This is a genomic window from Microbacterium sp. HM-570, from assembly GCF_054165885.1.
Window position 1 is genome coordinate 2,943,753 of record NZ_CM135111.1, and the last position, 24,938, is coordinate 2,968,690.

A 24,938-nucleotide genomic window follows, 5' to 3' on the forward strand; every position below is an offset into this window, starting at 1 on the left:
AGGTGCGGGCGGGTCTGCATCGTGCGCGCGGGTTGAGGAGTTCGGCGTGAGGAGAGGACTCCGGGGCTCGGGGCATCCTCTTCTCGCGCTGAAGTCCTCTCGCGGAGCCGAAGCGGCGACGGAGGCACGCGCGATTTAGGCTGTTTCCATGCTCGTGCCCCTCTCAAATGTCCCGCGCAGCTATGACTGGGGCTCTCGCGACGCCATCGCGCGCCTTCAGGGGCGTCCGGCGTCCACGACGCCAGAAGCGGAGGTGTGGTTCGGCGATCACCCGGGCGCTCCCGCGATCGTCGAAGACGGCTCGGGTCGGACCCTCGACGCATGGATCGCGGACGCAGGAAAAGAGCGGGGCATCGCCGGGCCGCTCCCGTTCCTCCTCAAACTGCTGGCCGCGGACGCACCCCTGTCGATTCAGGCGCATCCCACACTCGACCAGGCGCGCGTCGGTTTCGAGAGAGAAGAGGCGTTGTCCGTGCCGCGGGATGCCCCGCACCGCAACTATCGGGACGCCAACCACAAGCCCGAGGTCATCGTCGCCATCGACGGGGACTTCGAAGCGCTCGCCGGGTTCCGGCCCGCGGAAGAACTCGTCGAACTCCTGGATGCCCTGGGCGTCGACGATCCGGATATCGCGCGGTTGCGCGCCGGCCTCCTCGGCGGCGACGCGGGCTCCGCGATCGCGTCGTTCGTCGGCGCGCTATTGGCGGGCGACGTCGGGGGAGCAGCCGCGTTGATCGCGGCGGCGCAGACTCGGGGCGTCCCGCGGTTCGCGGACGATCTCGCCGCGCTGCAACGGATAGAAGGGGCGTATCCGGGGGATCCGGGTGTCGTCGTCGCGCTGCTGATGAACCGCATCGTGCTCGCCGAGGGTGATGCGCTGTTCGTGCCGGCGGGAATGCCGCACGCCTACCTCCGTGGCCTCGGCGTCGAGATCATGGCCGCAAGCGACAACGTGTTGCGCGGCGGGCTGACGCCCAAACATGTCGATGTTCCGGAGCTGCTCCGCGTGCTGGACACGCATCCCGGCCGTGTCGCACTGCTCGCTCCGGAACTGGAGGCGCCCGGTGTCGAGCTCTTCGCGCCGCCCGTGCCGGACTTCTCGCTCGCCCGGGTGGTGCGAGAAGCCGCCACAGAACCGGAAACATCCGTTCAGCTCGTCGGTCCGGCAATCGCCGTCGCAACACGCGGGCGCCCCATGCTGCACGGCGGTGGAGGCTCACTCGTGCTGACGCCGGGCGCCGCCTGCCTCATCACTCCCGACGAAGGTTCGGTCCGCGTGGGAGGGACGGGCGACGTCTTTTTCGCTCAGCCCGGCCGCTGAGCAGTTCTTTGGGACAACCTGAGGAGCATGCGGCGCGTCGTGAAGCTTCATCTCCGGATTGAGGGTTTACGATGCCGCGCTTGACCTGGAGCGAATGACAACGGTGTAATTAGTCCTACGCGATTGCGTGTGTGGGGGGACTAGAGGTGGGAGACGAAATGGCGGGTACGGAATATCGTTCCGGCGTTCCCGACAACTGGTTCGTCGACCCGGTTAATGTGGGGGTTCCGGGAGTTCGACGGCCTGTCGAGGACGAAGATCCCTTGTCGTGGCAGACCGATGCGCTGTGCTCGCAGACGGATCCGGAGGCCTTCTTTCCGGAGAAGGGCGGATCCACGCGGGACGCCAAGCGCGTCTGCACGACATGCGAGGTGCGGGGGCAGTGCCTCGACTACGCACTCGCGAACGACGAGCGCTTCGGCATCTGGGGAGGGCTTTCCGAGCGCGAGCGCCGCAAGCTGAAGCGTCGGGCGGTCTGACGCGCGCGGCGCGTTCACCCGGTGGGTGTGGCAGAGCACGCCTAGGCTGACGTAGTCATGCCAGCCCGTGTTCATGCTCTTCTGGTCGTGCGCGTCGACGGCGCGGACGACCAGGCCCTTCGCCACCTCGAACGGACCCTCGAGGCGTTGCGAGGGGGCTCTCGCCGCCCTGATGCGCTGACGTTGGTCGTTTGCGGTCGTGTACCCCCGCGCCTGACCGAACTTGCGACATCCGCTGGGGCTGAAGCCGTCATCGAGGCCCCTCGCAACACCGGATATGCGGGCGCCGTCCGGATGGCGAGCGTGCGGCTCGGCGATTCTGACGCCGTCTGGCTGCTCGCCCAGGACACGGCCCCCGATTCCGACGCCCTGCGTCTGCTCGCGGGGTCGCTCGAAGTCCAGCCGTCGGTGGCCGCGGCCGCGCCGAAGCTCGTCGCCTGGGACGCCCCGGATGCGATCGTCTCGCTCGGCGTTTCGATGACCCGCTACGGGCGCAGCGTCGGCCTCGTCGACGGGCGACTCGACCAGGGGCAGCACGATGGGGCAGAGGATGCGCTCGGCGCTGACGTGCGCGGTCTGCTCGTGCGCCGCGCGGTCTGGGACTTGCTCGGTGGCATCGACCCCGGCCTAGAAGGGGCCGACGAAGGTCTCGATCTCGGCATCCGGAGTCGCTTCATCGGCGGTCGGATCGCTCTCGTCCCGGCCGCGCGCGTCACCGTCGCGGGTGACGGCGTCGCGGGCTTGCCCACTCCGCGCGATGGCCGGCGCACCCGCCAGAGAGAGTTCATGGCGCGGACGGCCCAGCTGCACCGCCGGCTCGTCTACGCGCTGCCAGGACTCGTGCCGTTGATCTGGCTGAGCATCCTGCCGCTCGCCGCGGCGCGGACGGTTCTGCATCTGATCCGCAAGTCGCCCGGCTCTGTTCTCGGCGAGTGGCGCGCGAGCGCCCTGGCCTGGGCTCGCGTAGGCGCCGTAGCGCGGGCGCGGGGAGGGATTCGAGCTGCGGCACGGGCCACCGGCATCCGCGTGCCCTGGTCGCGACTCGCGCCGCTGCGCGTGACGCGATCAGAACTGGCGCGGCGCTTCGATGATCCGGATGACATGGCCACCGAAGCCGATGTCCGCACCGAACTCCGGTTTTTCACCGGCGGTGGCGCCTGGACGGTGCTGGCGGCCCTCGTGGTCGGTGCGATCGCCTTCTTCCCGCTGCTCGCCTGGACCAGCGTGGAGGGCGGGGGATTGCTTCCCCTCTCGTCGACGCTCCCGGGGCTCTGGAGTGATGCTGCGTACGGTCGCCGTGAGTTGGGCCTCGGCGTCGTCGGACCCGCAGATCCCTTCGCGGCGGTCGTGGCGATTCTGGGCAGCCTCACCCCCTGGAACCCGTCCATGGCCCTCGTCGTGCTCTGGATACTGGCCCTCCCCCTGGCGGCGCTCGGCGGATGGTTCGCCGCGACGCGATTGACCGAGCGTTCGGGGCTCCGCATCGCCGCCGCCACCCTGTGGGCTCTCGCACCGACCTTCCTGACGGCCCTGACGCAGGGGCGTCCCGCCGCCGTGGCGGTCCACCTTCTTCTTCCTTGGCTCTTCTATGCGGGCGCGATGGCCCGTCGCTCGTGGGGCTCGGCGGGCGTCGCCTCATTGCTGCTGGCCGCCGTCGTTGCCTGTGCGCCCTCGCTCGCCCCCGCCCTTGTCGTTCTCTGGCTCGCCGCGCTGGTCACAGCGGGACGGGGCGCGGCACGCGTTGCCTTGTTGCCGATACCGGCGCTTGCGATGTTCGCCCCGCTGATCTGGTTCCGGGGCATCCGCAACGGCGACCTCTGGGGCCTCTTCGCGGACCCGGGGGTGGTGTGGGCAGCGCCTCAGGCTGCGGCGGATGTCGCCGGGCGGGCCTTGCTCGCCAGTGGATTTCCGACACCGGACCTCGCCGGCTGGACGACGTGGTTGACGGGCGCCAGTGCGGGCGATGTTGGTGACGCCTGGTGGCTCGCGCTTCCCCTGGTGCCGCTCGCCGTGCTCGCCCTGCTATCGCTCAGCACTCCGCGCTGGCCCGTCGGGGGAGCCCTGGTGGGTGTCGCGGTGCTGGGACTTGCATCCGCCTTCTTCGCCGCCGGTTTCGTGGTGCAGTTCGCGGTGGGTACGCCCGTGGCGCTCTGGCCGGGAAGCGCCCTGAGCCTGGCCTGGCTTGGCGTCGTGGGGGCGGCGGTCGTCACGGCGGACACCCCGCTCGCGCGTCCCGTCGGGGCCCTTCGACCCTGGGCGGTCGTCGTCGTCGTCGCGGGAGTCGTGGTGCTGTCGCTGCCCGGACTGTCCGCGACGATTCAGGATCGTGCCGCGCTGCAGAACGGTCGCTCGTCCACGCTGCCCGCGTTCGTGGCCGCGGTCGGCCGGGACGACCCCGATCTCGGCACCCTTATCCTTACCCCCCTAGCCGATGGAGCCGTTTCGGCTCGCGTCGTCTGGGGCGCGAGTGAGACCCTCGGCGGTCAGACGACACAGCTGAGCACCGCGACAGAGCCCACGGCGTCGGCGGAAGCCCTCGCCGCGCTGTCTGCCGAGGTGGTGTCACCGAGTGTCGTCGATGTGGCGGGCGATCTCGCCGCCGAGGGCATCGGTTTCGTTCTTCTCGGCGACGGCGCGGGGACCGAGGCATCCGATGCTCTATCGCTTCAGGCGGTCGCTTCCCTGGACTCGCGCGCAGGGCTCGAATCCGTCGGTGACACCGTGCGGGGCAAGCTCTGGCGGGTCACGGATGACATCGACATCGCGCCGCGTGCGCCGCTCAGTCGGGCGGACGTCGCCATCCAGCAAACGATCGCCGGCGGTCAGGCGATCATCGTCCTCATAGCCCTGCTCCTCGCGTTCCCGACCGCCGCGTCGCGCCGGGCCGCCCGGTCTCGTTCGCGCCTGGTGGGAATGTCGGTCGTGCGTCCGGCGCGTCCGCCCCGGACCCGCCCGAAACAGACGCCAGACCCGGTGCGCACGCAGCCCGAGATCGTGCCCGCTGAGACCGAAGAGCTCGAGTCCGAGCCCGAGCATGCCGAGGCCGAGCATGCCGAGGCCGGTCACGCCGAAGCCTCGCAGTACGAGGCCGCGCAGCTCGAGCCGGCGCAGTCCGAGCCGGAGCAGTTTGATCGAGATGCCGGGCGGCAGAACGATCAGCCCGGGCAGGATGAAGCGCCGCACGACGACTCGGCGCGTGCCTCGAACGAGGAGGGCCGAGCATGAGGGCGACGGGATGGCTCAGAGCGTTGACGACGGGAACGCGGGTGCTCGTCGGTGCGTTGCTCGCGGTGCTGGTCGTCGCCCTCGTCATCGCGGCGGTCGGGGCCTCCGTGCCCGGCGTTTCGCGGGAAGCACTTCGTATCGTCGATCGGCCCACGCCGTCGCAGACCGTGGCCGTGTGCCCGGGGCCGCTGCTCGCGTCCGGTCGGACGGTCGGTGCCGCGGGTGATGTCACTATCGCCGGCGGCGCATCCGTCGTGTCCGGCTCGCCGGACGGGACGCCGCGGGAGGACGTGTTGACCGCCCCCGTGGGCGAGGGGCCGCGCGTGTTGCGGCTCGACCCCACCGGCGACATGCCGGCGGCGGTGGCTGCAGCGCAATCCGCGTCCGTCGCGGACGAGGACTTGCTCGGATTCGCCGCCGCCGCGTGCACCGCACCGCAGTTCGATTCGTGGCTCGTCGGCGGCGCGACGAGGACGGGGTCCGCGGACCTCGTCGTCCTGTCGAACCCCGGCGACGTGCCGGCGACCGTGCAGCTCACCGTCTACGCCTCAGGCGGGGCGCTCACCCCTCCGGGTGGGCGAGACATCGTGATCGGGGCCGGCTCGCAAGCCGTGGTGCCCCTTGCGGGCCTGGTTCTCGGAGAGCTCGCGCCGGTTGTCCGGGTGCAGGCGGAGGGAGCTGCCGTCGCCGCAAGCCTTCAGTCGAGTCGGACGCAGACGCTTCAGCCGGTCGGACTGGATGTCACCGGGCCTACCTCCGCGCCCGCCGAACGCCAGGTCATCGTCGGTCTGGTCACGTCGACACCCGGCGAGGGGGCCGCGAGGAACGTCGCGACCGCTTCGGTGCGTGTGCTCGCGCCAACCCAGGACGTCACCGCGACGGTCCGTGTTTACGCCGTGGGCGCGGCGCAGCCCGCCAGCACGCCGGTCGATGTTCCCTTGAGCGCGGGGGTACCGCTCGAGCTCGACCTGCCCGGACTGACGGCCGGCACCTACACGGTCGAGGTCGAAGCTTCAGCTCCCGTCGTCGCGGCGGGCTGGAGCTCGACTGCCGCGGACGGTGTGCGTGACAACGCCTGGATCGCCGCATCTCCGGCACTGGACGAACCCTCTCACGTGGCCGTCGCGCAGGCGCCTGCGGACGCGTCGCCCACGTTCCGCGTTGCGGCCGACGCCGAATCCGTACAGGTCACGCTCACCCCGCTGAGTGGCGGCACGCCGGTCGAGCTGGCACTTCCGGCAGGTGTCTCGCAGACGGTGAACGTCACGGCGGGCGTCTGGCGAATCGAAGCATCCGGAACCGTCTTCGCCTCCGTTGGATATGCAGGTGCGACTGCTTTGGCGGGTTATCCCGTGGCCGCGTCTGCGCAGGCGTCGGCGGCGGTCGTCATCGTTCCCTGAGAGTGAGCGCGCGGCGATGCGGCGCGTACGTCCGGCGCGTCAGAAGTAGCGGAAACGTTCGGGGCCGAGGTCCCACGGATCGCGATCGAGATACTCGGCGGCGGCTCGAAAGACGTTGCCCTCGATCATCATGCGACGGTGGAGCTCATCGTCCCGATGGGTTCGTGCCAGGCGCTCTATGGGAATGCGGAAAAGTATGATCCGCCGCGCTTCGCGATCGATGTGCCAGCGCGGGATACCGTCTTCGTGCGGCTCGGCGGGCATATGACCGATGTGGAATTCGACGTCGCGCAGTTCGGGCCACGCGGAGCGGAGAAAATCGGATGCCGCACCGACCGCGATGTCGAAACGCTCGAATCTGGTGTCGAGCGGTCCGATCGGTGGCCGTACGACGGGGCTCCGGCCCTGCCGGCCGTGCCGCCCGTGGCGATCCGGGCGCGGCCCGGGATCGCCGCCGCGCGCAGACTTTCCTCGCCGAGCGATCATGCCTCGATCTTAGGCCGATGCCCGGGGTGCATCCGCGTCGGCCCGAGACCAGGCATCCGGACCACGCGTCGCGCCGCTCGTCTGCACGGGCTCCGCGCGCCGCGGCCGGGGTGGCCAACCACCCGACTACGCTGACGTCGATGCATGGAAGACTCTGCTCGAAAGTGGGCTGCGCCCGCGAGGCCATCTCGACGCTGACCTACGACTACGGCGACCAGATGGCTGCTCTGGGACCCCTCGGTGCCGCCGATGATCCTCACGCGCATGACCTGTGCGCCATTCACACCGAGCGGATGTCGGTACCCAAGGGCTGGGTCGTCGTGCGTCACGAAACACTCCGCGCCTGAGCGCGGCGGGTATCTTTCGCGCGCTTGCTGTGCCGGCCTGCGCTGCGCGTGGGTTCGGTGCGTCAGCGGCGGGGAAAGCCGGGGGGAACGCGCTCGAGGATGGGCGCGAGCTCAACCCTGCGGTCATCCTGAGCTTTCAGGGCGCGCAGCTCCCGGTTGCGCCGCGCCGCCGCGATTCCGAAGAGGGCCGTGAGGGGGTCGGCGTTCGGCATCGGGTGGACGAAAGCGGAAACCTCATCACGCAGTTCTTCCGCGATACGGTGACGCGCCGCGGGGGCCATTCTGGGTGCCTGCAGCAGAAATTGTGCGAGCCGCCGCGAGAGCCGATCCGGGAGGCGCGCGACGTCCACGACGGATGCCCACTGATCGAGCGTCGGGGGTACCGGCGGAAGCGGGGGCGGCAGGGGAGCCACACGGGTTCTCTGCGAATACGTTCCCGCGAGCAGATCGCCCAGGCGCTGCGATCGCGGAGTGAACGCGCCGGCGAGGACCGCCACGACGCCGAGGGTGAAGTAGATCTCCAGCACGCCGACGAGGGCTCGGATCAGGGCCTGACGGAATCCAGAGGCCCCGCCATCCGATCTCACGATGCGTGTTCCCACAGCCAGGCGCCCGAGGCTCCGTCCGCGCGTCGTTGCCTCGACGGCGGTCGGAAGCACGACGAGCAGGAGAACGAGCGTGACGATCAGCGTCATCTGCTGAGCACCCTCGGGCAGCAACGGCGCGAGCGGGCCCGTGATGATCAGCAGTGCCGCGACCATCAGCACGGTCGCCAAGAGGATGTCGATCACGGCGCCGACCGCCCGAAGCAGTACGCCGGTCGGCTGGACGTCGAGGGCGACGGCCTCACCGGTGAGCACTTCGTCCTCGGCCAGATGGGTGGCCATGTGGATGGCCTCCGGAGAGGGGCGAGGCGTCATGCGGGTAGTTTAGGCGCGTGGACCTCGACGCGTTGGCGGCCGCACGGGCAGCCGAATGGCAACGGCTCGGCGAGCTCTCGGCACGGCGTCGCTTGACCGGCGCGGAAGCCGATGAGCTCGTCGCACGCTACCAATCCGCTTCGGCCGATCTCGCCGAGATCAAATCCACCGCGGGGCGCGCACCCCAGGGTGACGTCGTCTCGACCCTGCTCGCCGCGGCCCGGCTGCGCCTGACGCGGGCGAGCGCGAACCCCTTGCGAGCGCTGCCACGATTCTTCGCCCTTCAGCTACCCGCGGCTCTGTATCGGGTGCGCTGGACGACACTCGTCATCGCCGCCCTCTTCGTCGCGGTGGTGGCGATCGTCGCCGCATGGGTGGCCGGCGATCCCGCCCTTGTCGCGGCTCTCGGTGACCGGGCGGGGCTGCAGTACTACGCGGAAGAAGAGTTCACGAGCTACTACTCCGAGAATCCCGCGGCGGTATTTGCGGGGACGGTCTGGACGAACAACGCGTGGATCGCCGCGCAGAGCGTCCTGTTCGGGGTCACCGGGTTCTGGCCCGTCATGGTGCTGATCCAGAACGCGGTGGGGGTGGGAACGGCCGCCGCCGTGATGTTCGCATTCGAGCGCGGCGATGTGTTCGTGCTGTTCATCCTCCCGCACGGGCTGCTCGAATTGACGTGCATCTTCGTTGCGGGAGCCGCGGGGCTGCACATCTTCTGGGCCTGGATCGCGCCCGGGCCGAGGACGCGCCTCGAGGCGCTCGCGTCCGCCGGCAGATCGTTGGCCACCGTCGCGATCGGGCTGTTGTTGGCCCTACTGGTGTCGGGGATCATCGAGGGCTTCGTCACGGCGCAGCCGTGGCCGTGGGTCGTGAAGATCGGTATCGGGGCCCTGGCGCTGGGTGCGTTCGTCTTCTACATGGTCTTCGTCGGGGGCCGCGCGGCGCGCGCCGGCGAGACCGGCGACCTGTCGGAGTCCGAAGCGGGCGCAACGGTACTCGTGTCGGCGTGAGAGGCATTCGTTCACCTGATCTTCATCGGCCGCTTTTTTGAGCGAATCAAAACTGGACGCTAGACTGGGGGGATGAGTTCAACCGCCCTTCTCCCGAACGGGATGGCAGCTGCAGAGCTCATCCGGCGCGCCGGACTCCGGGTGACGGATCCGCGGAGAGCGGTCGTGGAAGCCCTGCGGGTCAGCCCGCACGCGAGCGCGGACGCCGTCTTCCAGATCGTCACCCTGTCTGTGCCGCAGACGAGCTTGCAGTCGGTCTACAACGCCCTCGGCGACTTCGTGGACGCGGGTCTGGTTCGTCGCATCGAGCCCGCCGGGCGGCCGGGGCTGTTCGAGCTGCGCGTGGATGACAACCATCATCACGTGATCTGCACGGAGTGCGGAGCGGTCGCTGACGTCGACTGTGCCGTCGGTGAAGCTCCCTGCCTCACGCCGTCCGACACCCATGGTTTCGCCGTGCACGCCGCCGAGGTGACGTACTGGGGCGTCTGTCCCGACTGCGCAGCCGGTGCCGGTGGAGTCGCCACGGTGCCCGTCGCATCCGAAAATTCCTGAATCCCGCAGCCCCCTGAATCCCACAAGCTTCGCAAAGCCCGCAACGAATCCCTGAGGAAGGAAAGAACATGAGCGACACCGACGACACCACCACGGGTATCGGAAACGACCCGACCGGCACCGACCAGTCCGTCACCGACATCGACACGCCCGTAGACGAGCGCGAGGATGGCGAGACGCGCCCGAGCCCGAACCCGGACGACGCCAGCTGCCCCGTGATTCACGGAGGGCAGCAGTCGCAGCCTCACCCGACGACGGGGTCTGCCAACCGCGTGTGGTGGCCGAACCAGTTGAACCTCAAGATCCTCGCGAAGCACTCGTCGATGCGCGACCCGCTGGGCGCCGACTTCGACTACCGCACGGCGTTCGCCTCACTCGACCTCGCCGCGGTCAAAGCCGACATCGCCGAGACGCTGACGAACAGCCAGCCGTGGTGGCCCGCCGACTTCGGCAACTACGGACCCCTGATGATCCGCATGGCGTGGCACTCGGCCGGCACGTACCGCGCGACCGACGGTCGCGGCGGCGGCGGCACGGGACAGCAGCGTTTTGCGCCCCTGAACAGCTGGCCCGACAACGTCAGCCTCGACAAGGCTCGGCGCCTGCTGTGGCCCGTGAAGAAGAAGTACGGGCAGAGCCTCTCGTGGGGCGACCTGATGATCCTCGCCGGTAACGTCGCGCTCGAGACCATGGGCTTCGAAACCTTCGGTTTCGGCGGCGGGCGTACCGACGTGTGGGAGCCGGACGACGACGTGTACTGGGGTCCCGAGACCACGTGGCTCGCCGACGAGCGCTACGAGGGTGACCGCGAGCTCGAGAAGCCGCTCGCGGCCGTGCAGATGGGGTTGATCTACGTCAACCCGGAGGGTCCCAACGGCAATCCGGACCCGCTCGCCTCGGCCCGCGACATCCGCGAGACCTTCGGGCGCATGGGAATGAACGACGAAGAGACCGTCGCGCTCATCGCCGGCGGACACACGTTCGGCAAGACGCACGGCGCGGCCCCCGACACGAACGTCGAGGACAACCCCGAGGCCGCGGGCCTCGAGAACCAGGGCCTCGGCTGGAAGAACACCTTCGGCACGGGCAAGGGCGACGACACGATCACGTCGGGCCTCGAGGTGACGTGGACGTACCACCCGACTCGCTGGGACAACGAGTTCTTCCACATCCTGTTCGCGTACGACTGGGAGCTCATGAAGAGCCCCGGTGGCGGACACCAGTGGCGTCCGATCAACGGCGGCGGGGCCGACATGGTTCCCCTCGCCCACGATTCGTCGAAGCGCCGCGAACCGCGCATGCTGACGAGCGACCTCGCCCTGCGGATGGACCCGGAGTACGGACCGATCTCGCGCCGCTTCCTCGAAGACCCGGAGGCCTTCGGCGATGCCTTCGCGCGCGCCTGGTTCAAGCTCACGCACCGCGACATGGGGCCGATCGCCCGCTACCTCGGACCCGAGGTTCCGGCCGAAGAGCTCATCTGGCAGGACCCCGTGCCCGCGGTCGACCACGTGCTGATCGGTGCCGCGGACGCTGCTGCACTCAAGGCACAGATCCTCGAGTCGGGCCTCACGGTTGCAGAACTCGTCGCGACCACCTGGGCCGCGGCATCCACCTTCCGCGGCAGTGACAAGCGCGGCGGCGTCAACGGCGCCCGCGTGCGTCTCGCACCGCAGAAGGACTGGGGCGTCAACAAGCCGGAGCAGCTGGCACGTGTGCTCGGGGTGCTCGAGGGTGTCCAGGCATCCTTCAACGATGGCCGTGCCGACGGCAAGAAGGTTTCGCTCGCGGACCTGATCGTGCTCGCGGGCAACGCGGGTGTTGAGAAGGCGGCGAAGGATGCTGGCGTCGACGCCGAGGTCACGTTCCACCCGGGGCGCACCGACGCGACGCAGGAGCAGACGGATGCCGAATCGTTCGCCTATCTCGAGCCCGCGGCGGACGGATTCCGGAACTATCAGGGACCGCTCGCGCCGATGCCGGCCGAGTACCACCTGATCGACCGCGCCAACCTGCTCACGCTGACGGCTCCCGAGATGACCGTGCTGGTCGGTGGGCTGCGCGTCCTTGGCGCGAACTGGGACGACTCCGCCTACGGTGTCTTTACGGAGCGGCCAGGTGTCCTGACGAACGACTTCTTCGCCAACCTGCTCGACCTCGGCAAGACGTGGAAGCCGCTCGACCCGGGCTCGCACGCGTTCGAGGGGCGCATCGACGGAACGGACGAGGTCTTCGGCCGCGGCACCCGCGTCGACCTGCTGTTCGGATCGAACTCCGAGCTGCGTGCCCTGGCCGAGGTCTATGCCTCGGACGACGCGCACGAGAAGTTCGTCCGCGACTTCGTCGCCGCGTGGGGCAAGGTCACCGAGCTCGACCGGTTCGACCTGGTCTGATCCGTTGGGAACGACTGCGGCCCGCCCCTTTCGGGGCGGGCCGCAGTGCTCGGCGACGGTGTCCGCCGACCGACATCAGACATCCGACATCCTGATGTCCCGATTTTCGGGGGCTGTGTCCCACTTGCTCCCGCAATAGCGTGATCATTCCGAGGCCAAAGTGGGACACGCGTCTGAGGCGTCTCCCACTTTGGCTGCGTTCGAGTCAACGGGTGGGCGATGACGGGCACCCGTTTCGAACTCGGCGCGTACTACCGCGTGCGGGCCTCTGCCTGCGCCGGGAAGGCGGGCTTCGGCTCGAACAGCGCCCGGTGGGCGAACCCGGCGATCAAGCCACCCACGAGCGGGAACACGATGAAGACCCACAGCTGCGCGAGGGCATCGCCGCCCCCGTAGATCGCCGTGGCGATCGAGCGGGCCGGGTTGACCGAGGTGTTGTCGATGGGGATGGATGCGAGGTGGACGAAGGTGAGCGTCAGGCCGATCGAGAGACCAGCCATGGCCGGACCCGTACCGCGCGAGGCGTGCGTGACCCCGAGGATGACCATCACGAAGATCGCCGTGAAGAGAACCTCGGCGATGATTGCCGCGCCGATTCCGAAGCCACCCGGTGAATTCTCGGCGAAGCCGTTGCTGGCGAACCCTCCGTCCTGGGCGCCCTGCAGCCACCCGTCCGGCCCGAACAGTCCGATCAGGACGATCAGCGTCGTGCCGACGGCCCCGCCGACGAGCTGAGCGATGATGTAGCCGGGTGCGTTCTTCCACTCGAATCGACCGGATGCGGCGAGTCCGAGCGTCACGGCCGGGTTGAAATGACCGCCCGAGATCGGGCCCCAGGCATAGATGCCGGCCATGAGGGTCAGGCCGAAGGCGAGCGAGACGCCGATGAAACCGACGCCGAGGGGTGTTCCGTTATCGCTGATTCCGAAGTTGGCGGCGAATAGGGCCGTGCCGATCGATCCGAACACGAGCAGGAACGTTCCGAGCGCTTCTGCGGCGAGTTTTGTCGCGGTGGAGGGGGTGTTTGCGGGTTCCGTCATGGCGGACTCCTCTCTTCTCGTGCCGAGCGTAGCGGCGCGGGTTCGCCCGGCGCGAGAGCCGCGCGCGCAAACGTCGCCGCCCCGAACGGTCGCGACACGCCGCGTCGTGGGGCGAGCGCGCGGCGGGTCCCGTCCGTTCGCGGGGGAGGAACGGATGCCTAGAGTCGGCCGGCCGCCTTGAGTGCGAGGTATCGGTCCGCGATCTGCGGGGGCAGCTCGTCCGGTCCGCGCAGGATCGCCTCTGCTCCCAGCCGCGTCAACGCATCGCTGAGACGGCGTGTCTCGAGCAGAGTGCGTTCGGCCGCCGCGGCGATCCAGAGGTCATCGCTTCGTTCACGTTTCGCCGCGGTCTGTTCGATCATCACGTCCGTCACCGCGCCGACCAGAACGCGGCCCCGCGCCGTCACGGCCGGGAGCCGCGCGAGCAGGGTGCGGCTCGCGCTGGCCGCATCGAGGGCGGTGAGCAGCACGACGAGCGACGCGTGCGACGTCAGTCGCGAGGCCCCGGCAAGAGCCGCATCCCAGTCCGTATCGATCAGCTGCGGTTCGACGCCGGCCATGGCATCCACGAGCGCCGGTAAGAGTCGGGTGCCACGGACGCCGGTCACCCGGGCGCGGACGACCCGGTCGAACATGAGCAGGTGCACGTGGTCGCCCGCCCGGTCGGCGAGGGCGGCCAGCAGCAGGGCCGACTCCATCGCGGCATCCAGCCGCGTGCCATCACCCACGCGGGCGGCGGACGTGCGCCCCGTGTCGATCACGATGACAACGTGCCGGTCGCGTTCGGGTCGCCACGTGCGCAGCATGGTCGTTTTCGCCCGAGCGGTGGCGCGCCAGTCGATGGAGCGGACATCGTCGCCCCAGACGTACTCGCGCAGGGAGTCGAACTCGGTGCCCTGGCCGCGGACCTGAACACTCGTGCTTCCGTCGAGCTCACGCAGGCGCGCGAGCCGAGAGGGCAGGTGCCGGCTCGCGTGGAAAGAGGGCAGGATGCGCAGCGATGCCGGCGCGGGGGTGACGGCCTGCCGGCCCGCGAGGCCGAGAGGACCGAGACTGCGCACCGCGACGAACGCCGTGCGTCGCTCGCCGCGTCGCCTCGGGAGGAACGTCACCGGCAGCGTGCGGCTCTCGCCCGGCGGGATGTCGAGGCGGTGACGCGCGGGTTCAGCGCCCGCCGTCGGCTCCCACCCGTCGCGCAGCAGACCGCGCAGGCGTCGTCGTCCCGTGGCCGCAACGGTGACCGACGCCCGCACCGGGATGCCGAGACGGGCGCGACCCGGCGTATCGCGCTCGACGCGAACGGCACGCGGGTCGGCCGCGGCCGAAGCATCCGCGATCGCCGCGACGACGCACAGCAGGAGCCAGCCGGCGACCGCTGCCCAGGCGACGGCACCCGCATTGCCGGCGTTCGCGGCGAGCGAGAGCAGGATGACGGGCACCACGCCGAGGCCGACGAGAACCGCGAGACGTCCGGTGACGAACACGGCGAACCCTAGAGCGGTACGGGGGTCTGCTGCACGACCTGGCGAAGGATCGCGTCGGCCGTCACCCCCTCGATCTCGGCCTCGGTCCGCAGCCGCACGCGGTGCCGCCACACGGGAACGAGCATCGTCTGCACGTGGTCGGGCGTGATCGCCGGGTAGCCGCCGAGCCACGCCCAAGCCTTCGCCGCCGCGAGCAGAGCCGTGGACGCTCGCGGGCTTGCTCCGAGCTCCACCGACGGGCTCGACCGCGTGGCGCGGGCGAGGTCGACCACGTACGCCAGCATCTCGTCGGTCGCGGCGACGGCGGCCGCGGCCCTCTGAGCGGCGTGCACATCGGCGATCGTCACCGTGGGCTCGACCCCCGCGGCCTCGAGATCACGCGGCGAGAATCCCGCCGCGTGGCGACGGAGGACCGACACCTCGGCATCGCGGTCGGGCGCCTCGATCACGAGCTTCAGCAGGAAGCGGTCGAGCTGTGCCTCGGGGAGTGTGTAGGTGCCGTCGTGCTCGACGGGGTTCTGCGTCGCCGCGACCAGGAACGGGTCGGGCAGGGGGCGCGTGACGCCATCTGCCGACACTTGACGTTCTTCCATCGCCTCGAGAAGAGCCGATTGCGTCTTCGGGGGTGTGCGGTTGATCTCGTCGGCGAGCAGCACATGCGTGAACACCGGGCCCTCACGGAATTCGAACTCACCGGCGCGGGCGTCGTAGACGAGCGACCCCGAGACATCGCCCGGCATCAGGTCGGGCGTGAACTGGATGCGCGTGGTTTCCAGCCCGAGCGCTCGGCTGAACGAGCGCACGAGCAGTGTCTTGGCGACACCGGGAACCCCCTCGAGCAGCACGTGGCCGCGGGCGAGCAGCGCGATGAGCAGGCCGGTGACGGCTCCGTCCTGACCGACGACCGCCTTGCCTACTTCTTCGCGTACGCGGTTCATCGACTCCCGCAGGGCGTCGTCGCTCATCCGTTCTCCCTCATTCATGGTCATTTATTTGTCTGCTCCGGTCGGGTTTCGCCCGCGCCCCGGATTCGGTGGGCGACGGATGCTTCGAGCGCCCGCAAGCCGTCACTCAGCGCGATCAGCTCGCGTTCGCCACGCGGTTCGTCCTCGATCAGCAGGCGTCTGGCGTCCTGGTGGGGGAGAGCGGTGAGGCGGGCGGATGCATCGGCGATATCGGTTGCGCTCGCCGCGGGCGGCAACGCGAGGGCCCGCCGGAGACGCTCCAGCGTGCCGAGTCGCAGAGAGTCCGCGGCGTGCAGGGCGTCCCGGCTCGATTCGTAGAGACGACCGCGACCCTCCATCGTTTCGCTCGCCCGGGCCGTCACGGGTAGGCGTTCGAGGACGAGCGGCCCGAACCGACGGCCGCGCCACAGCGCGGCGGCAAGCACGCTCGCCCCGAGCAGCACGATGGCCGGGGTGACCCATCCGGGGGTCAGCTCGCCGAGGGTGGGCTCGGTAGCGACGTCGCTGTCGGTGAGGGATGGCACGTACCAGACGAGGTTCGGTAACCGCCCCATCAGGTTGAGGGCGAGAGCGGCGTTCCCGTCCGCGGCAAGGTTTTCATTGGTGATCAGGTCGAGACCGTCGAATGCTGCGGCGCGACTTTCCCCGTCCGCGCTCGTGAGAAGGCCGAAACCGTCGCCCGCTGGGTAACACGCGACGGCATCGGATGTCCCCGGCTCGAGCAGCCGCCCGGGCATCACGGAGCCCGCACGGACTGCGGCATCCGTTTGACAATCCGGCTCGACGGTCAGGGCGGGCGCGAAGCCGCTGGCGGTTGCTCCGGGAAAGAGCATCTCTACGCCGCGCGTTCGAGGATCGATCAGGACGACGTCGTTCGCCGCGTCGAAGATCGCCCGCAGCGCGTCGTCGCTGAGGATCGGCGAGTCCGCCATGACCAGGGTGGCAGGCGCCTCATCGAGGGCGCGCATCGTCTCGTCGCGGTCACGCGTGACAGTGACGTCGACGCCCCGCTCCCGCAGGATCTCCACGAGCGCGGCGGTACCGCCGGGGCCGACGCTCTCGGGGTCGAGGCGGTCGCGCTCGGTCCACGTTCCGATTCCCGACAGCAGAGCCGCGGCGATACCCACCAGGATCAGGAACGCGGCAATCACGGCCCAGGCGGGCGCGCGGCGCCGTCTCGCGCCGGGAGGGCCGGACGGCAGCCGCTCTTCTGTCGCGTCCGGTCCCGCCAGAGACGCGGGACCGAAGGTGCGTGTATCTGGCATCATCCGCGCTGTCCCGCCGCAACTGTGAGCTCGTCACGTCGTGGTCGGGCCGCTTCGACCGCGGCAGCGGTCGCCGCGACGCGGTCGTAGTCGTGTGAGGAACCGGGGCGCCGCAGGTAACGCACGTCATCGAAGACGGATGCCGCATCGACCAGCGCGCCGCCGAGCTCCGGGAAGGCGCGGGCCGCGGAGCGGGCGAACGACTGCGCCGTCGCGCCCGGCCGCGCAGGAACGATGCCTCGGTCGATGATCGAGCGGGCCAGGGCACGGAAGAGCAGCACGATGGCCGCATCCCAATCCTCGGCGGCGGCACGCGCGGATGCTTCTCGCCGCAGATCCGCGCTCGAGCGCGCATCGTCCTCGCCGAACAGAGGGGCGGCCGCCGACGTCTGCCGCGAGAGCCGGGGGCGGCCCCAGATCACGAAGGCGACGACGATCAGGGCTATCGCGAGGAGGGCGAGCCCGACGAGCACGGCGGGACCGAGACCCGCCGGCCCCCCCGCGCCGAACAGTGATTCGAGAAACTCGCCGACGGCCTGGGCGAGTCGATCGAGCGGCGTCGGCTCGGCCGCGGCGTAGCGCGGATCGGCGAGTTCACGCTCCGCCCACTCTCGCCCCTCGGCGCCGTCAGGAATGAGAGGGAAATCCAGCGCCCTCACGACGGCGGTCGCGGGTCGGAGTCCCCGTCGCCCGCGATCGGCGGGGCCCAGGTGCGGGCATCTCGAGGCGCGGGCGGCGCGGGCGGGGGCTGCTGTGGTGCGGCGTAGGGAGGCTGAGCCGGATACGGCTGCGGGGGAGCGGACGGCGGGGCGGGGTAGGGCTGCCGCCCACCGTACGGCGGTTGCCCCGGATACGGCGGTTGCCCCGGATACGGAGGCTGGGCGGGATACGGCTGCGGCGCTCCGTACGCAGGCGGGCCCCATGCGGACCCAGCCGGGGGCGCGGAGGGTGGTCCACCCGCGCGCGGACGCCATGGGTCGGGCAGCGAGTCATCGCCGGCATCGCGGCGGTCGACGTAGCGCATGAGCTCGATGTCGAGACCCTCGCGCCGCATCCGACAGTCGATGTAGATCAGCACGCTCGCCGTGGACTGCACCACGAGACCCACGGCCTGGATGGCGAGGGTGATGACGTAGGTCAGCACGACCGTGACGACGATCGCGATGACCGCCCCGGCGTTGGGCTCGCCCGTCGGCGCGAAGATCGTCGTGAGCCCAGAGCTGAGGAACGACAGGGGCAGGCTGACGAACTGCGAGATCGTGCCGAACAGCAAAGAGATGATGACGATCACGCCGAGCGCGGCCCAGAAGCGCCCCCGCACGAGCACCCACGATCGGGCGACGGCCGCCCGGATCGTCATTCGCTCGAGGATCAGGATGCTCGGCACGAGCAGCAGCTTGGTATTCAGCCACAGCGTCAGGGGAATCGCGCCCAGGATCACAAGCACGGTCAGCGCGATCGCGACGGCCGGATGAACGACGACGCCGACGGCGATGATCGCCGCCGTGACAGCCGCCACGAGAACGCCGATCGCGACGAGGAGCAGCGCGGCGTATCCGAGGAGCCGGCCGAGGCTCGGGCGTACGTGACGCCAGAGCGCCCTGAGCCGCAGCTTCTCGGCGACGACGGCGTGCGATACCTCGCCGACGACGACGGCCTGGACGATCACCTGCAGTGCGGTCGCGAGCAGGCCGAGGACGAATGCGGCCAGACCCGTGATCAGGGCCGAACCAGCGAGTACCGCGTCGAACTCCTCCGTGCCTTCACGCAGCGTGTCGAGGCGCGAGAAGGTGAGCCATCCGATACCGCCGACACCGACGAGCAGGATGATGAAGGCGATCGACTGCACACCGAGCGCGAAGCCGAACAATACCGCGGGGTTGTGCCGGAGGGCCGCGAAGGACCGCCCGAGGATCGTGCCGAACCCGAGCGGATGCAGCGGAATGATCCCGGGTCGCGGCGCGGGCGTCCACGCTTGCTGGGCGCTCATCTGAGTCCTCCGTAGGCGCTCGGCGGCGCGGATGTCAGACCCGGCGCCGGTGGTGGCACCATCCATCGTGTCACACGCTCCCGGCGACGTATCGGCGGGCGTGCAGGCGGTGTGCAGTCCACGTCCGGGCACTGTCGACTACTCTGTGGGTACCGGCCGCGCTCGGGCCGCGCACGACACTCCGTCGCAGAAGGACGAAACCCCGTTCCATGAGTTCACGCATCCTGGTCGTCGACGATGACACCGCCCTCGCCGAGATGATCGGGATCGTCCTGCGCACAGAGGGCTTCGACCCCGTGTTCTGCTCCGACGGTTCCGAGGCGCTGGAGGCGTTCCGCACCGAGAATCCCGACCTCGTCCTGCTCGATCTGATGCTGCCCGGGATGGACGGGATCGAGGTGTGCGCGCTCGTTCGTGCCGAATCCGGTGTGCCGATCATCATGCTCACGGCTCGCACCGACACCGCTGACGTCGTGAAGGGTCTCGAATCGGGCGCCGACGACTACATCGTCAAGCCGTTCAACCCCAAAGAACTTGTCGCGCGCATCCGTACGCGTCTGCGCCCGACACCCGAGAACACGGGGGCGCCGCTGCGCATCGGCGATCTGACGATCGATGTCGCCGCCCACGAGGTGCGCCGTGCGGACGAGATCATAGCTCTCACCCCGCTCGAGTTCGAGCTGCTCGTCGCGCTGTCGGCCAAGCCGCATCAGGTCTTCTCGCGCGAGATGCTGCTCGAGCAGGTCTGGGGCTACCACTACAAGGCCGACACCCGTCTGGTGAATGTCCACGTGCAGAGACTGCGTGCCAAGGTCGAGCTCGACGCCGACAACCCCAAGATCGTCACCACGGTGCGCGGCGTGGGCTACCGCGCCGGCGCTGTCGTCTGAGGATCCCGTGACGCCGTCATCGACCGCGTCCAACGCGACCGCAGCGAGGAACGCGGCGGGGACGAACAAGACGGCGACGAACACGGCAGCGACGAACAACTCAGCGACGAACACGGCAGCGACGGGCACCGTGCCGCAGGCCACGCGGACGTTCGTGTCGTTTGCGTGGCGGCATCCGTCGACGTGGGTCGAGGGGACCTCCCGCCTCTGGCGACGCTCGCTCCGCTTTCGCACGGTGCTCATCACGATTGCGCTGACGGCGCTGGCGATCCTCATCGCGTGCGTCTGGATGGCGTTGGCGATTCAGAACGACCTGTTCCAGTCACGACGCAATGAAGTGCTCGACGACTCCCGTCGTGCGACCGTGACCGCTCAGACGACCCTGGACTCGGGCGAGGTCCAGAGTGACCGCGTGCGCCTGCAGAACCTCATGCGCAATGTGGGTGACGACATCGCGCGCCAGTCCTCGAGCGACCGGATCGCGGTCTTCCGAGTCGACTCGGCTCCGTCATCCATCGCGCCGCAGGATTTCACCGCGGGCGGTTTCGACGAAGAGATCGTTTCGGAGGGCCTCCGCGAGCGCGTGCAGGCGCAGCCCACAACGCAGTGGTGGCAGTCGGTATCGCTCGAGGATGCGTCGGGACGGACGGTCCCGGGAATCGTCGTCGGTCAGCAGCTGCTCGTGCCCGAGGTCGGCGCGTACGAGCTGTATCTCGCGTACGACCTCTCGGCAGCTTCTCAGACCCTCGGGTTCGTCCAGAGCACACTGTGGATCGTCGGGATCACGCTGATTCTGCTGATCGGCGGGATCTCGTGGTTCGTGCTGCGCGCGGTCGCCACGCCGATCGCCGAGGCCGCCGAGACGAGTGAGCGACTGGCTGCGGGTGAGCTGCAGGTGCGTCTGCCCGTGCGCGGCGAGGACGAACTGGCAACGCTGGGCCGGTCGTTCAACGCGATGGCCGACAGCATTCAGTCCCAGATCCTCGAGCTCGCGGACCTCTCACTCGTGCAACAGAGGTTCGTCTCGGATGTCTCGCACGAGCTGCGTACGCCGTTGACGACGATCCGACTGGCCGCGGACATCCTCAACGATCGTCGTGAGACCTTCGATCCCGCGGCGTCTCGCGCGGCCGAGTTGCTGCACGCGCAGGTGCAGCGGTTCGAGACGATGCTCGGTGACCTGCTCGAGATCAGCCGATACGACGCGGGATCGGTTCAACTCGAGTGGGAGGCGACGAGCTTGGCTCACCTCGCCGAGGACATCATCGCCGAGATGGCGCAGTTGGCGGAGCAACACGGCTCGGATGTTCGGCTCGTCGCACCCGGGGGATATTCCCCGGTCGACATGGATGCCCGTCGCGTGCGTCGCGTCGTTCGCAATCTGCTCGGCAACGCGATCGAGCACGGCGAGGGGCGGCCGATCGTGGTCACCGTCGACAGCAATTCCACCGCCGTCGCGATCGGCGTTCGCGACTTCGGGATGGGCATGAAGCCGGCGGATGCCGAGCGGGTGTTCGATCGCTTCTGGCGGGCGGATCCGTCGCGCAAGCGCTCGATCGGCGGCACGGGCCTCGGGCTCTCGATCGCCCTCGGGGACGCGCGCCTGCACGGCGGCACGCTCGCGGTCTGGAGCGAGCCCGGTGGTGGCTCGAATTTCGTGCTGACCTTGCCGCGGCAGCCCGGCGGGACGATCGAGGCACCGCCCCTGCGCACCGAGCCCGACGCCGAGACGGATGCGCTCGATGCCCTGGGTCTGACGCAGCCGATCGGAGTGCTCGGTGACGCGGCCGCGTTGTCCGCGGAGATCGCGGCCGACGTATCGGCTGACTCGGCGCGGTCAGGGGGAGCGTCATGAGGACGCGGATCGTCGCCGTATTGGCGGCATTGATGCTGGTTCTGGCGGGGTGCGCGGGTCTGCCGACGGCGGGGTCCGTCAATCCCGGACTCGCGCTCGGCGAAGCTCCGGATGTCCCCGATTTCTCGTTCCTCCCCAACCGACCGCAGCCTGGGGCGACCCCCGAGCAGATCGTCGAAGGCTTTGTGGCGGCGGCGACGAGTCCCGCGGGCAACTGGGAGATCGCGCAACTCTTCCTCGCCCCCGACTTCAGTGCCGAGTGGCGGCCCGAGACGGGTGTCACGATCGACCGCCCCGGTTCCCGCACCATCACGGTGGTCGACGCCGACACGGTGCAGATGACCGTCAGCCAGACGGGTGACGTGGACGAGACCGGGGCGTTCCACGCCTCCGAGGCGGGTACGTCGACCCTCGACTACGAGCTCGAGCAGCAGCAGGACGGTGAGTGGCGCATCAGCGCGGCACCCGACGGGGTCGTCCTCAACGAGCAGGACTTCCGAGTGGTGTTCGACGCGTACGGCGTGATGTTCTTCGATCCCCGGTGGCAGTTCCTGGTGCCGGACATGCGCTGGTTCCCGACGCGGCAGAACGTCGCGACACGCATCACGCAGGCGATCATCGGTGGCACGCCGAGTCCGTGGCTCTCGAGGGCCGTCGTTTCGGCCGTCGTAGAGGGTGTCGATCTGCGCGATTCTGTGCCTATCGTGCAGGGTATCGCCCAGGTCGAGCTGGGGGCCGCGGCGCTCGAAGCAGACCCGGTCACGCTCGGCCGTTTGCTGCGCCAGTTGCAGGCGAGCCTGCAGGGCACCGGGGTGGCGGGTGTCGAACTGCTCGTGGACGGCACCGAGCTCGCGGTCCAGCCGGCGCAGACGCTCAGTACGGCAGTGGACGCGCGTCCGCTCGTCCAGACGGCCGAGGACTTCGGATTCCTCGGCGAGGACGCGCTGACGACCCTGCCCGGTCTGAGCCGGCGTATCTCGGAAATCGACGCCGACTCGATCGCGGTGGGGCGCGGTGGCCGGGTGGCGGCGGTCCTGCTCGCCGCGGGAGGCGTCGTGCGGGTGGAAGCGAACGAGCCCACGATTGCTGATGACCGACGGGGCCTGATCGATCCGGCGATCGATCCGGACGACAGGATCTGGACCGTTCCCGAGTCGCAGCCCGCCGCCCTGACCGTATCGAACGCCGAGAGTGAGCCCGCCCCGATCGCGAACGCGTGGCCGGGCGCGACCGAGATCGCCGCGATGCAGGTTTCGCGCGACGGGACGCGGATCGCCGCCATCGTGACCGAAGGTGGCCGCGACTGGGTGTCAGTGGCGGGCGTCGAGCGGAATGGGGATGGGGTGCCGGTCGCGCTGGGCACGCCCGAACGCCTCCTGCATCCGGACGGGGTCGGAGTCGACATCGCCTGGCTCGACGACCGGACCCTCGGGATCATCTGGGAGGGAACCGACGGCATGATCGTGACAGAGCAGGTGGTCGGTGGGGTGAGCACCTCGGGTGACGGTCCGACGGGTTCGGCCGTGTCGCTCGCGGCAGGCCCGACCGCCTCGTCCGCACGACTACTCACCGCGGAGGGCGCCCTGTACGTGCGTCGTGGCACCACATGGCAGCGCGCGGCGGAAGACGTGCTGGTGCTGGCATCGCAACTCGGCGCGAACTGATCCTCCCCAGCTTCTCTGCGATCCAGCTTCTGCGTGGATCCCGCCGTCCCGCCGTGGGTCCACCGCTGCCGCACCGAGGCTGGACCAATGGGGTCAACCGTTGCGGAGGCGTGGCGGCTGGCCCGGCGCGCGACCGCCGACGCCGCAGCGATCGTGCTTCCGGAACTCTGCGCCGGATGCCTCGAGCCGGGCGCTCTCCTCTGCGCCGCGTGCCTGCGGGCGTTGGCACCGAACCCTGTGCGCATTGCGATTCCCGGTGACGCTCTCGAGGTCTGGGCAGGCCTGCCGTTCGCGGGCCCGGCAGCATCCGTCCTGCGGGCGGTGAAACGCGATGCCCGACCGCGTCTCGCGCGGCACCTCGCACCTGCGCTGGCGTCGGCGCTGCGGGAACTTGCACGCTCGACGGGTGCGGCGCCCGCCTCGCTCGTCGCGGTGCCGATCCCGTCCAGCGCGAAGAGTCTGCGCGCCCGCGGATTCCGTGTCGTCGATCTTGTGACTCGTCGCGCCGGAGTCAGACCGCATCGGCTGCTCAGCCTGCAGCGTACGGCGGCTGACCAGCGCGGGCTCGGCCGGATCGAGCGTCTCGAGAACCTGCGCGGAGGGATGTACGCACACGGTACCGGCGGATTACAAGCGGACGGGCTCGGCGTCGTGATCGTCGATGACGTCGTGACGACGGGCGCGACCCTCATCGAGGCGTCCCGGGCCCTCCGCGCAGCGGGCGCCGTCGTCGTGGGCGCCGCCACGATCGCGGCGACGCCGCTCCGAGGACAAGGCCTCCGCGAGACAGGGTTGATGCATCCGAAACTCGCAGGTGACACCCCCGGCTCACAGGGCTAGCGTGGGAGGGACCAAGGCGAGCGCACGATCCGCTCTTGTACGGGCGGATCGTCCCGAGCAAGGAGGTCAGAGATGGAAACAGGCATCGTCGGCGTGGGAGTCAGCGTCACGGATCGCTTCCGATCAGTGGTCGAGGAGAAAGCGACCCGCATCGAACACCTCGTCCCTCGAGCGCAGCGGCTCGAGGTGAAGGTCACGCACCGCTCCTACAAGAGTGGACGCATGGAAGACGACACGGTCGAGCTGACCCTGATCGGCAAGGGGCCGATTGTCCGTGCCGAGGCCACGGATGCGGACAAGTTCGCCGCCCTCGACCTCGCGGTCGACAAGATGTGCGAGCAGCTGCGTCGAGCGAAGGGCAAGCGCGTCGACGCGCGGAAGCACCCGCACGGTGCGCACTTCGAGAAGGGCAGCGGTGAGATCACCGGTATCGATGTGCAGCCGGCGTCCGCCGACATGATCCACGCCGTCGCGACCGGCGAGATCCCGCTCATCACGGGAAACGAGGATGAGCCCGACTACACACCCGTCGTCATTCGTGTGAAGAGCTTCGACGCCGAATGGATGGCGGTGGAAGAGGCCGTCGATCGCATGGAGCTCGTCGGGCACGACTTCTTCCTGTTCATCGATGCCCGCACCGACAAGCCGAGCGTCGTCTATCGCCGCAAGGGCTGGGATTACGGCGTGATCTCGCTCGGCACGCAGTCGGCGCCGCCGGCGGAGGCGCTCGCCTCGTAGCATCCGGGCCCGCGTCACTCATCGAACGGACGCGACACGCTGTCATCCTTCGGGGCACGTGGCGTGTC

The 24,938-nt window shown here is 69.5% G+C and carries 21 protein-coding genes; 13 read left to right on the forward strand and 8 right to left on the reverse strand.

All coding sequences use genetic code 11. From position 1 onward, the window contains the following. Window positions 1–148: 148 nt before the first annotated feature. From manA to ACT9TC_RS14110, 4 genes are all read left to right on the forward strand, one after another. The gene (gene manA / locus ACT9TC_RS14095; RefSeq protein ID WP_458041089.1) at window positions 149–1,321 is read left to right on the forward strand and encodes a mannose-6-phosphate isomerase, class I; all 1,173 of its coding nucleotides are present in this window, start codon (window positions 149–151) and stop codon (window positions 1,319–1,321) included. A 158-nt stretch (window positions 1,322–1,479) separates the two neighbouring features. Beyond that, the gene (locus ACT9TC_RS14100; protein WP_458041090.1) at window positions 1,480–1,800 is read left to right on the forward strand and encodes a WhiB family transcriptional regulator; all 321 of its coding nucleotides are present in this window, start codon (window positions 1,480–1,482) and stop codon (window positions 1,798–1,800) included. 57 nt (window positions 1,801–1,857) lie between these two features. Beyond that, entirely contained in the window at window positions 1,858–5,025 is a 3,168-nt protein-coding gene (locus ACT9TC_RS14105; protein WP_458041091.1) for a glycosyltransferase, read from the forward strand. Continuing rightward, window positions 5,022–6,425 carry a DUF5719 family protein gene (locus ACT9TC_RS14110; RefSeq protein ID WP_458041092.1) on the forward strand — a complete coding sequence of 468 codons (1,404 nt, stop codon included), beginning with the start codon at window positions 5,022–5,024 and terminating at the stop codon, window positions 6,423–6,425. The genes ACT9TC_RS14105 and ACT9TC_RS14110 overlap by 4 nt, the downstream gene beginning before the upstream one ends. A 39-nt stretch (window positions 6,426–6,464) precedes the next feature. Here the strand turns inward: ACT9TC_RS14110 and ACT9TC_RS14115 are convergent, their stop codons facing one another. After that, a complete protein-coding gene (locus ACT9TC_RS14115; RefSeq protein WP_458041093.1) occupies window positions 6,465–6,911 on the reverse strand; it encodes a metallopeptidase family protein in 447 nt (148 codons plus the stop codon). 140 nt (window positions 6,912–7,051) lie between these two features. On the opposite strand from ACT9TC_RS14115, the gene ACT9TC_RS14120 reads away from it, so the two are divergent. Continuing rightward, window positions 7,052–7,258 carry a DUF3499 family protein gene (locus tag ACT9TC_RS14120; protein WP_036297937.1) on the forward strand — a complete coding sequence of 69 codons (207 nt, stop codon included), beginning with the start codon at window positions 7,052–7,054 and terminating at the stop codon, window positions 7,256–7,258. A 62-nt stretch (window positions 7,259–7,320) separates the two neighbouring features. Here the strand turns inward: ACT9TC_RS14120 and ACT9TC_RS14125 are convergent, their stop codons facing one another. Beyond that, window positions 7,321–8,178 (reverse strand): RDD family protein, encoded by an 858-nt coding sequence (locus ACT9TC_RS14125; RefSeq protein ID WP_458041094.1) that lies wholly within the window; start codon window positions 8,176–8,178, stop codon window positions 7,321–7,323. A gap of 17 nt (window positions 8,179–8,195) precedes the next feature. On the opposite strand from ACT9TC_RS14125, the gene ACT9TC_RS14130 reads away from it, so the two are divergent. The 3 genes from ACT9TC_RS14130 to katG all read left to right on the forward strand — a co-directional run bounded on the left by ACT9TC_RS14130 (window position 8,196) and on the right by katG (window position 12,139). After that, a complete protein-coding gene (locus ACT9TC_RS14130; protein ID WP_458041095.1) occupies window positions 8,196–9,191 on the forward strand; it encodes a stage II sporulation protein M in 996 nt (331 codons plus the stop codon). Window positions 9,192–9,263: 72 nt separating this feature from the next. Beyond that, on the forward strand, window positions 9,264–9,746 hold the full coding sequence (locus tag ACT9TC_RS14135; protein WP_458041096.1) for a Fur family transcriptional regulator: 483 nt from the start codon (window positions 9,264–9,266) through the stop codon (window positions 9,744–9,746). Window positions 9,747–9,814: 68 nt separating this feature from the next. Then, a complete protein-coding gene (katG, locus tag ACT9TC_RS14140) occupies window positions 9,815–12,139 on the forward strand; it encodes a catalase/peroxidase HPI (RefSeq protein WP_458041097.1) in 2,325 nt (774 codons plus the stop codon). Between the two features lie 251 nt (window positions 12,140–12,390). Here the strand turns inward: katG and ACT9TC_RS14145 are convergent, their stop codons facing one another. From ACT9TC_RS14145 to ACT9TC_RS14170, 6 genes are all read right to left on the reverse strand, one after another. Next, window positions 12,391–13,179 carry an aquaporin gene (locus ACT9TC_RS14145; RefSeq protein WP_458041098.1) on the reverse strand — a complete coding sequence of 263 codons (789 nt, stop codon included), beginning with the start codon at window positions 13,177–13,179 and terminating at the stop codon, window positions 12,391–12,393. A gap of 158 nt (window positions 13,180–13,337) precedes the next feature. After that, window positions 13,338–14,663, reverse strand: coding sequence for a DUF58 domain-containing protein (locus tag ACT9TC_RS14150; RefSeq protein ID WP_458041099.1), 1,326 nt, complete (start codon window positions 14,661–14,663; stop codon window positions 13,338–13,340). 8 nt (window positions 14,664–14,671) lie between these two features. Beyond that, a complete protein-coding gene (locus ACT9TC_RS14155) occupies window positions 14,672–15,628 on the reverse strand; it encodes an AAA family ATPase (RefSeq protein ID WP_458041100.1) in 957 nt (318 codons plus the stop codon). A gap of 20 nt (window positions 15,629–15,648) precedes the next feature. Then, window positions 15,649–16,893, reverse strand: coding sequence for a DUF4350 domain-containing protein (locus tag ACT9TC_RS14160; RefSeq protein ID WP_458041101.1), 1,245 nt, complete (start codon window positions 16,891–16,893; stop codon window positions 15,649–15,651). Beyond that, window positions 16,893–17,552 carry a DUF4129 domain-containing protein gene (locus ACT9TC_RS14165; protein ID WP_458041102.1) on the reverse strand — a complete coding sequence of 220 codons (660 nt, stop codon included), beginning with the start codon at window positions 17,550–17,552 and terminating at the stop codon, window positions 16,893–16,895. Before ACT9TC_RS14165 ends, ACT9TC_RS14160 begins: the two co-directional genes overlap by 1 nt. Then, window positions 17,549–19,015 carry a glycerophosphoryl diester phosphodiesterase membrane domain-containing protein gene (locus ACT9TC_RS14170; protein ID WP_458041103.1) on the reverse strand — a complete coding sequence of 489 codons (1,467 nt, stop codon included), beginning with the start codon at window positions 19,013–19,015 and terminating at the stop codon, window positions 17,549–17,551. The genes ACT9TC_RS14165 and ACT9TC_RS14170 overlap by 4 nt, the downstream gene beginning before the upstream one ends. A 77-nt stretch (window positions 19,016–19,092) precedes the next feature. Here ACT9TC_RS14170 and mtrA point away from each other — a divergent pair, with 77 nt between their 5' ends. From mtrA to hpf, 5 genes are all read left to right on the forward strand, one after another. Continuing rightward, window positions 19,093–19,773 (forward strand): MtrAB system response regulator MtrA, encoded by a 681-nt coding sequence (mtrA, locus tag ACT9TC_RS14175; RefSeq protein ID WP_458041104.1) that lies wholly within the window; start codon window positions 19,093–19,095, stop codon window positions 19,771–19,773. Window positions 19,774–19,903: 130 nt separating this feature from the next. Further along, window positions 19,904–21,628, forward strand: a complete 1,725-nt coding sequence (mtrB, locus tag ACT9TC_RS14180) for an MtrAB system histidine kinase MtrB (protein ID WP_458042941.1) — start codon at window positions 19,904–19,906, stop codon at window positions 21,626–21,628. Next, window positions 21,625–23,292, forward strand: coding sequence for an LpqB family beta-propeller domain-containing protein (locus ACT9TC_RS14185; RefSeq protein WP_458041105.1), 1,668 nt, complete (start codon window positions 21,625–21,627; stop codon window positions 23,290–23,292). Before mtrB ends, ACT9TC_RS14185 begins: the two co-directional genes overlap by 4 nt. An 87-nt stretch (window positions 23,293–23,379) precedes the next feature. Next, the gene (locus ACT9TC_RS14190) at window positions 23,380–24,132 is read left to right on the forward strand and encodes a ComF family protein (RefSeq protein WP_458041106.1); all 753 of its coding nucleotides are present in this window, start codon (window positions 23,380–23,382) and stop codon (window positions 24,130–24,132) included. A 72-nt stretch (window positions 24,133–24,204) separates the two neighbouring features. Then, on the forward strand, window positions 24,205–24,870 hold the full coding sequence (hpf, locus tag ACT9TC_RS14195; RefSeq protein WP_458041107.1) for a ribosome hibernation-promoting factor, HPF/YfiA family: 666 nt from the start codon (window positions 24,205–24,207) through the stop codon (window positions 24,868–24,870). The last annotated feature ends 68 nt before the right edge of the window (window positions 24,871–24,938 follow it).

What these genes read in the sequence shown, in the direction of transcription:
- mtrA (WP_458041104.1), top strand. Translation starts at nt 19,093, where the DNA reads ATGAGTTCACGCATCCTGGTCGTCGACGATGACACCGCCCTCGCCGAG.
- ACT9TC_RS14100 (WP_458041090.1), top strand. Translation starts at nt 1,480, where the DNA reads ATGGCGGGTACGGAATATCGTTCCGGCGTTCCCGACAACTGGTTCGTC.
- katG (WP_458041097.1), top strand. Translation starts at nt 9,815, where the DNA reads ATGAGCGACACCGACGACACCACCACGGGTATCGGAAACGACCCGACC.
- ACT9TC_RS14110 (WP_458041092.1), top strand. Translation starts at nt 5,022, where the DNA reads ATGAGGGCGACGGGATGGCTCAGAGCGTTGACGACGGGAACGCGGGTG.
- ACT9TC_RS14155 (WP_458041100.1), bottom strand. Translation starts at nt 15,628, where the DNA reads ATGAGCGACGACGCCCTGCGGGAGTCGATGAACCGCGTACGCGAAGAA.
- ACT9TC_RS14135 (WP_458041096.1), top strand. Translation starts at nt 9,264, where the DNA reads ATGAGTTCAACCGCCCTTCTCCCGAACGGGATGGCAGCTGCAGAGCTC.
- hpf (WP_458041107.1), top strand. Translation starts at nt 24,205, where the DNA reads ATGGAAACAGGCATCGTCGGCGTGGGAGTCAGCGTCACGGATCGCTTC.
- ACT9TC_RS14120 (WP_036297937.1), top strand. Translation starts at nt 7,052, where the DNA reads ATGCATGGAAGACTCTGCTCGAAAGTGGGCTGCGCCCGCGAGGCCATC.
- ACT9TC_RS14190 (WP_458041106.1), top strand. Translation starts at nt 23,380, where the DNA reads ATGGGGTCAACCGTTGCGGAGGCGTGGCGGCTGGCCCGGCGCGCGACC.
- ACT9TC_RS14160 (WP_458041101.1), bottom strand. Translation starts at nt 16,893, where the DNA reads ATGCCAGATACACGCACCTTCGGTCCCGCGTCTCTGGCGGGACCGGAC.
- ACT9TC_RS14115 (WP_458041093.1), bottom strand. Translation starts at nt 6,911, where the DNA reads ATGATCGCTCGGCGAGGAAAGTCTGCGCGCGGCGGCGATCCCGGGCCG.
- ACT9TC_RS14145 (WP_458041098.1), bottom strand. Translation starts at nt 13,179, where the DNA reads ATGACGGAACCCGCAAACACCCCCTCCACCGCGACAAAACTCGCCGCA.
- ACT9TC_RS14185 (WP_458041105.1), top strand. Translation starts at nt 21,625, where the DNA reads ATGAGGACGCGGATCGTCGCCGTATTGGCGGCATTGATGCTGGTTCTG.
- ACT9TC_RS14125 (WP_458041094.1), bottom strand. Translation starts at nt 8,178, where the DNA reads ATGACGCCTCGCCCCTCTCCGGAGGCCATCCACATGGCCACCCATCTG.
- manA (WP_458041089.1), top strand. Translation starts at nt 149, where the DNA reads ATGCTCGTGCCCCTCTCAAATGTCCCGCGCAGCTATGACTGGGGCTCT.
- ACT9TC_RS14105 (WP_458041091.1), top strand. Translation starts at nt 1,858, where the DNA reads ATGCCAGCCCGTGTTCATGCTCTTCTGGTCGTGCGCGTCGACGGCGCG.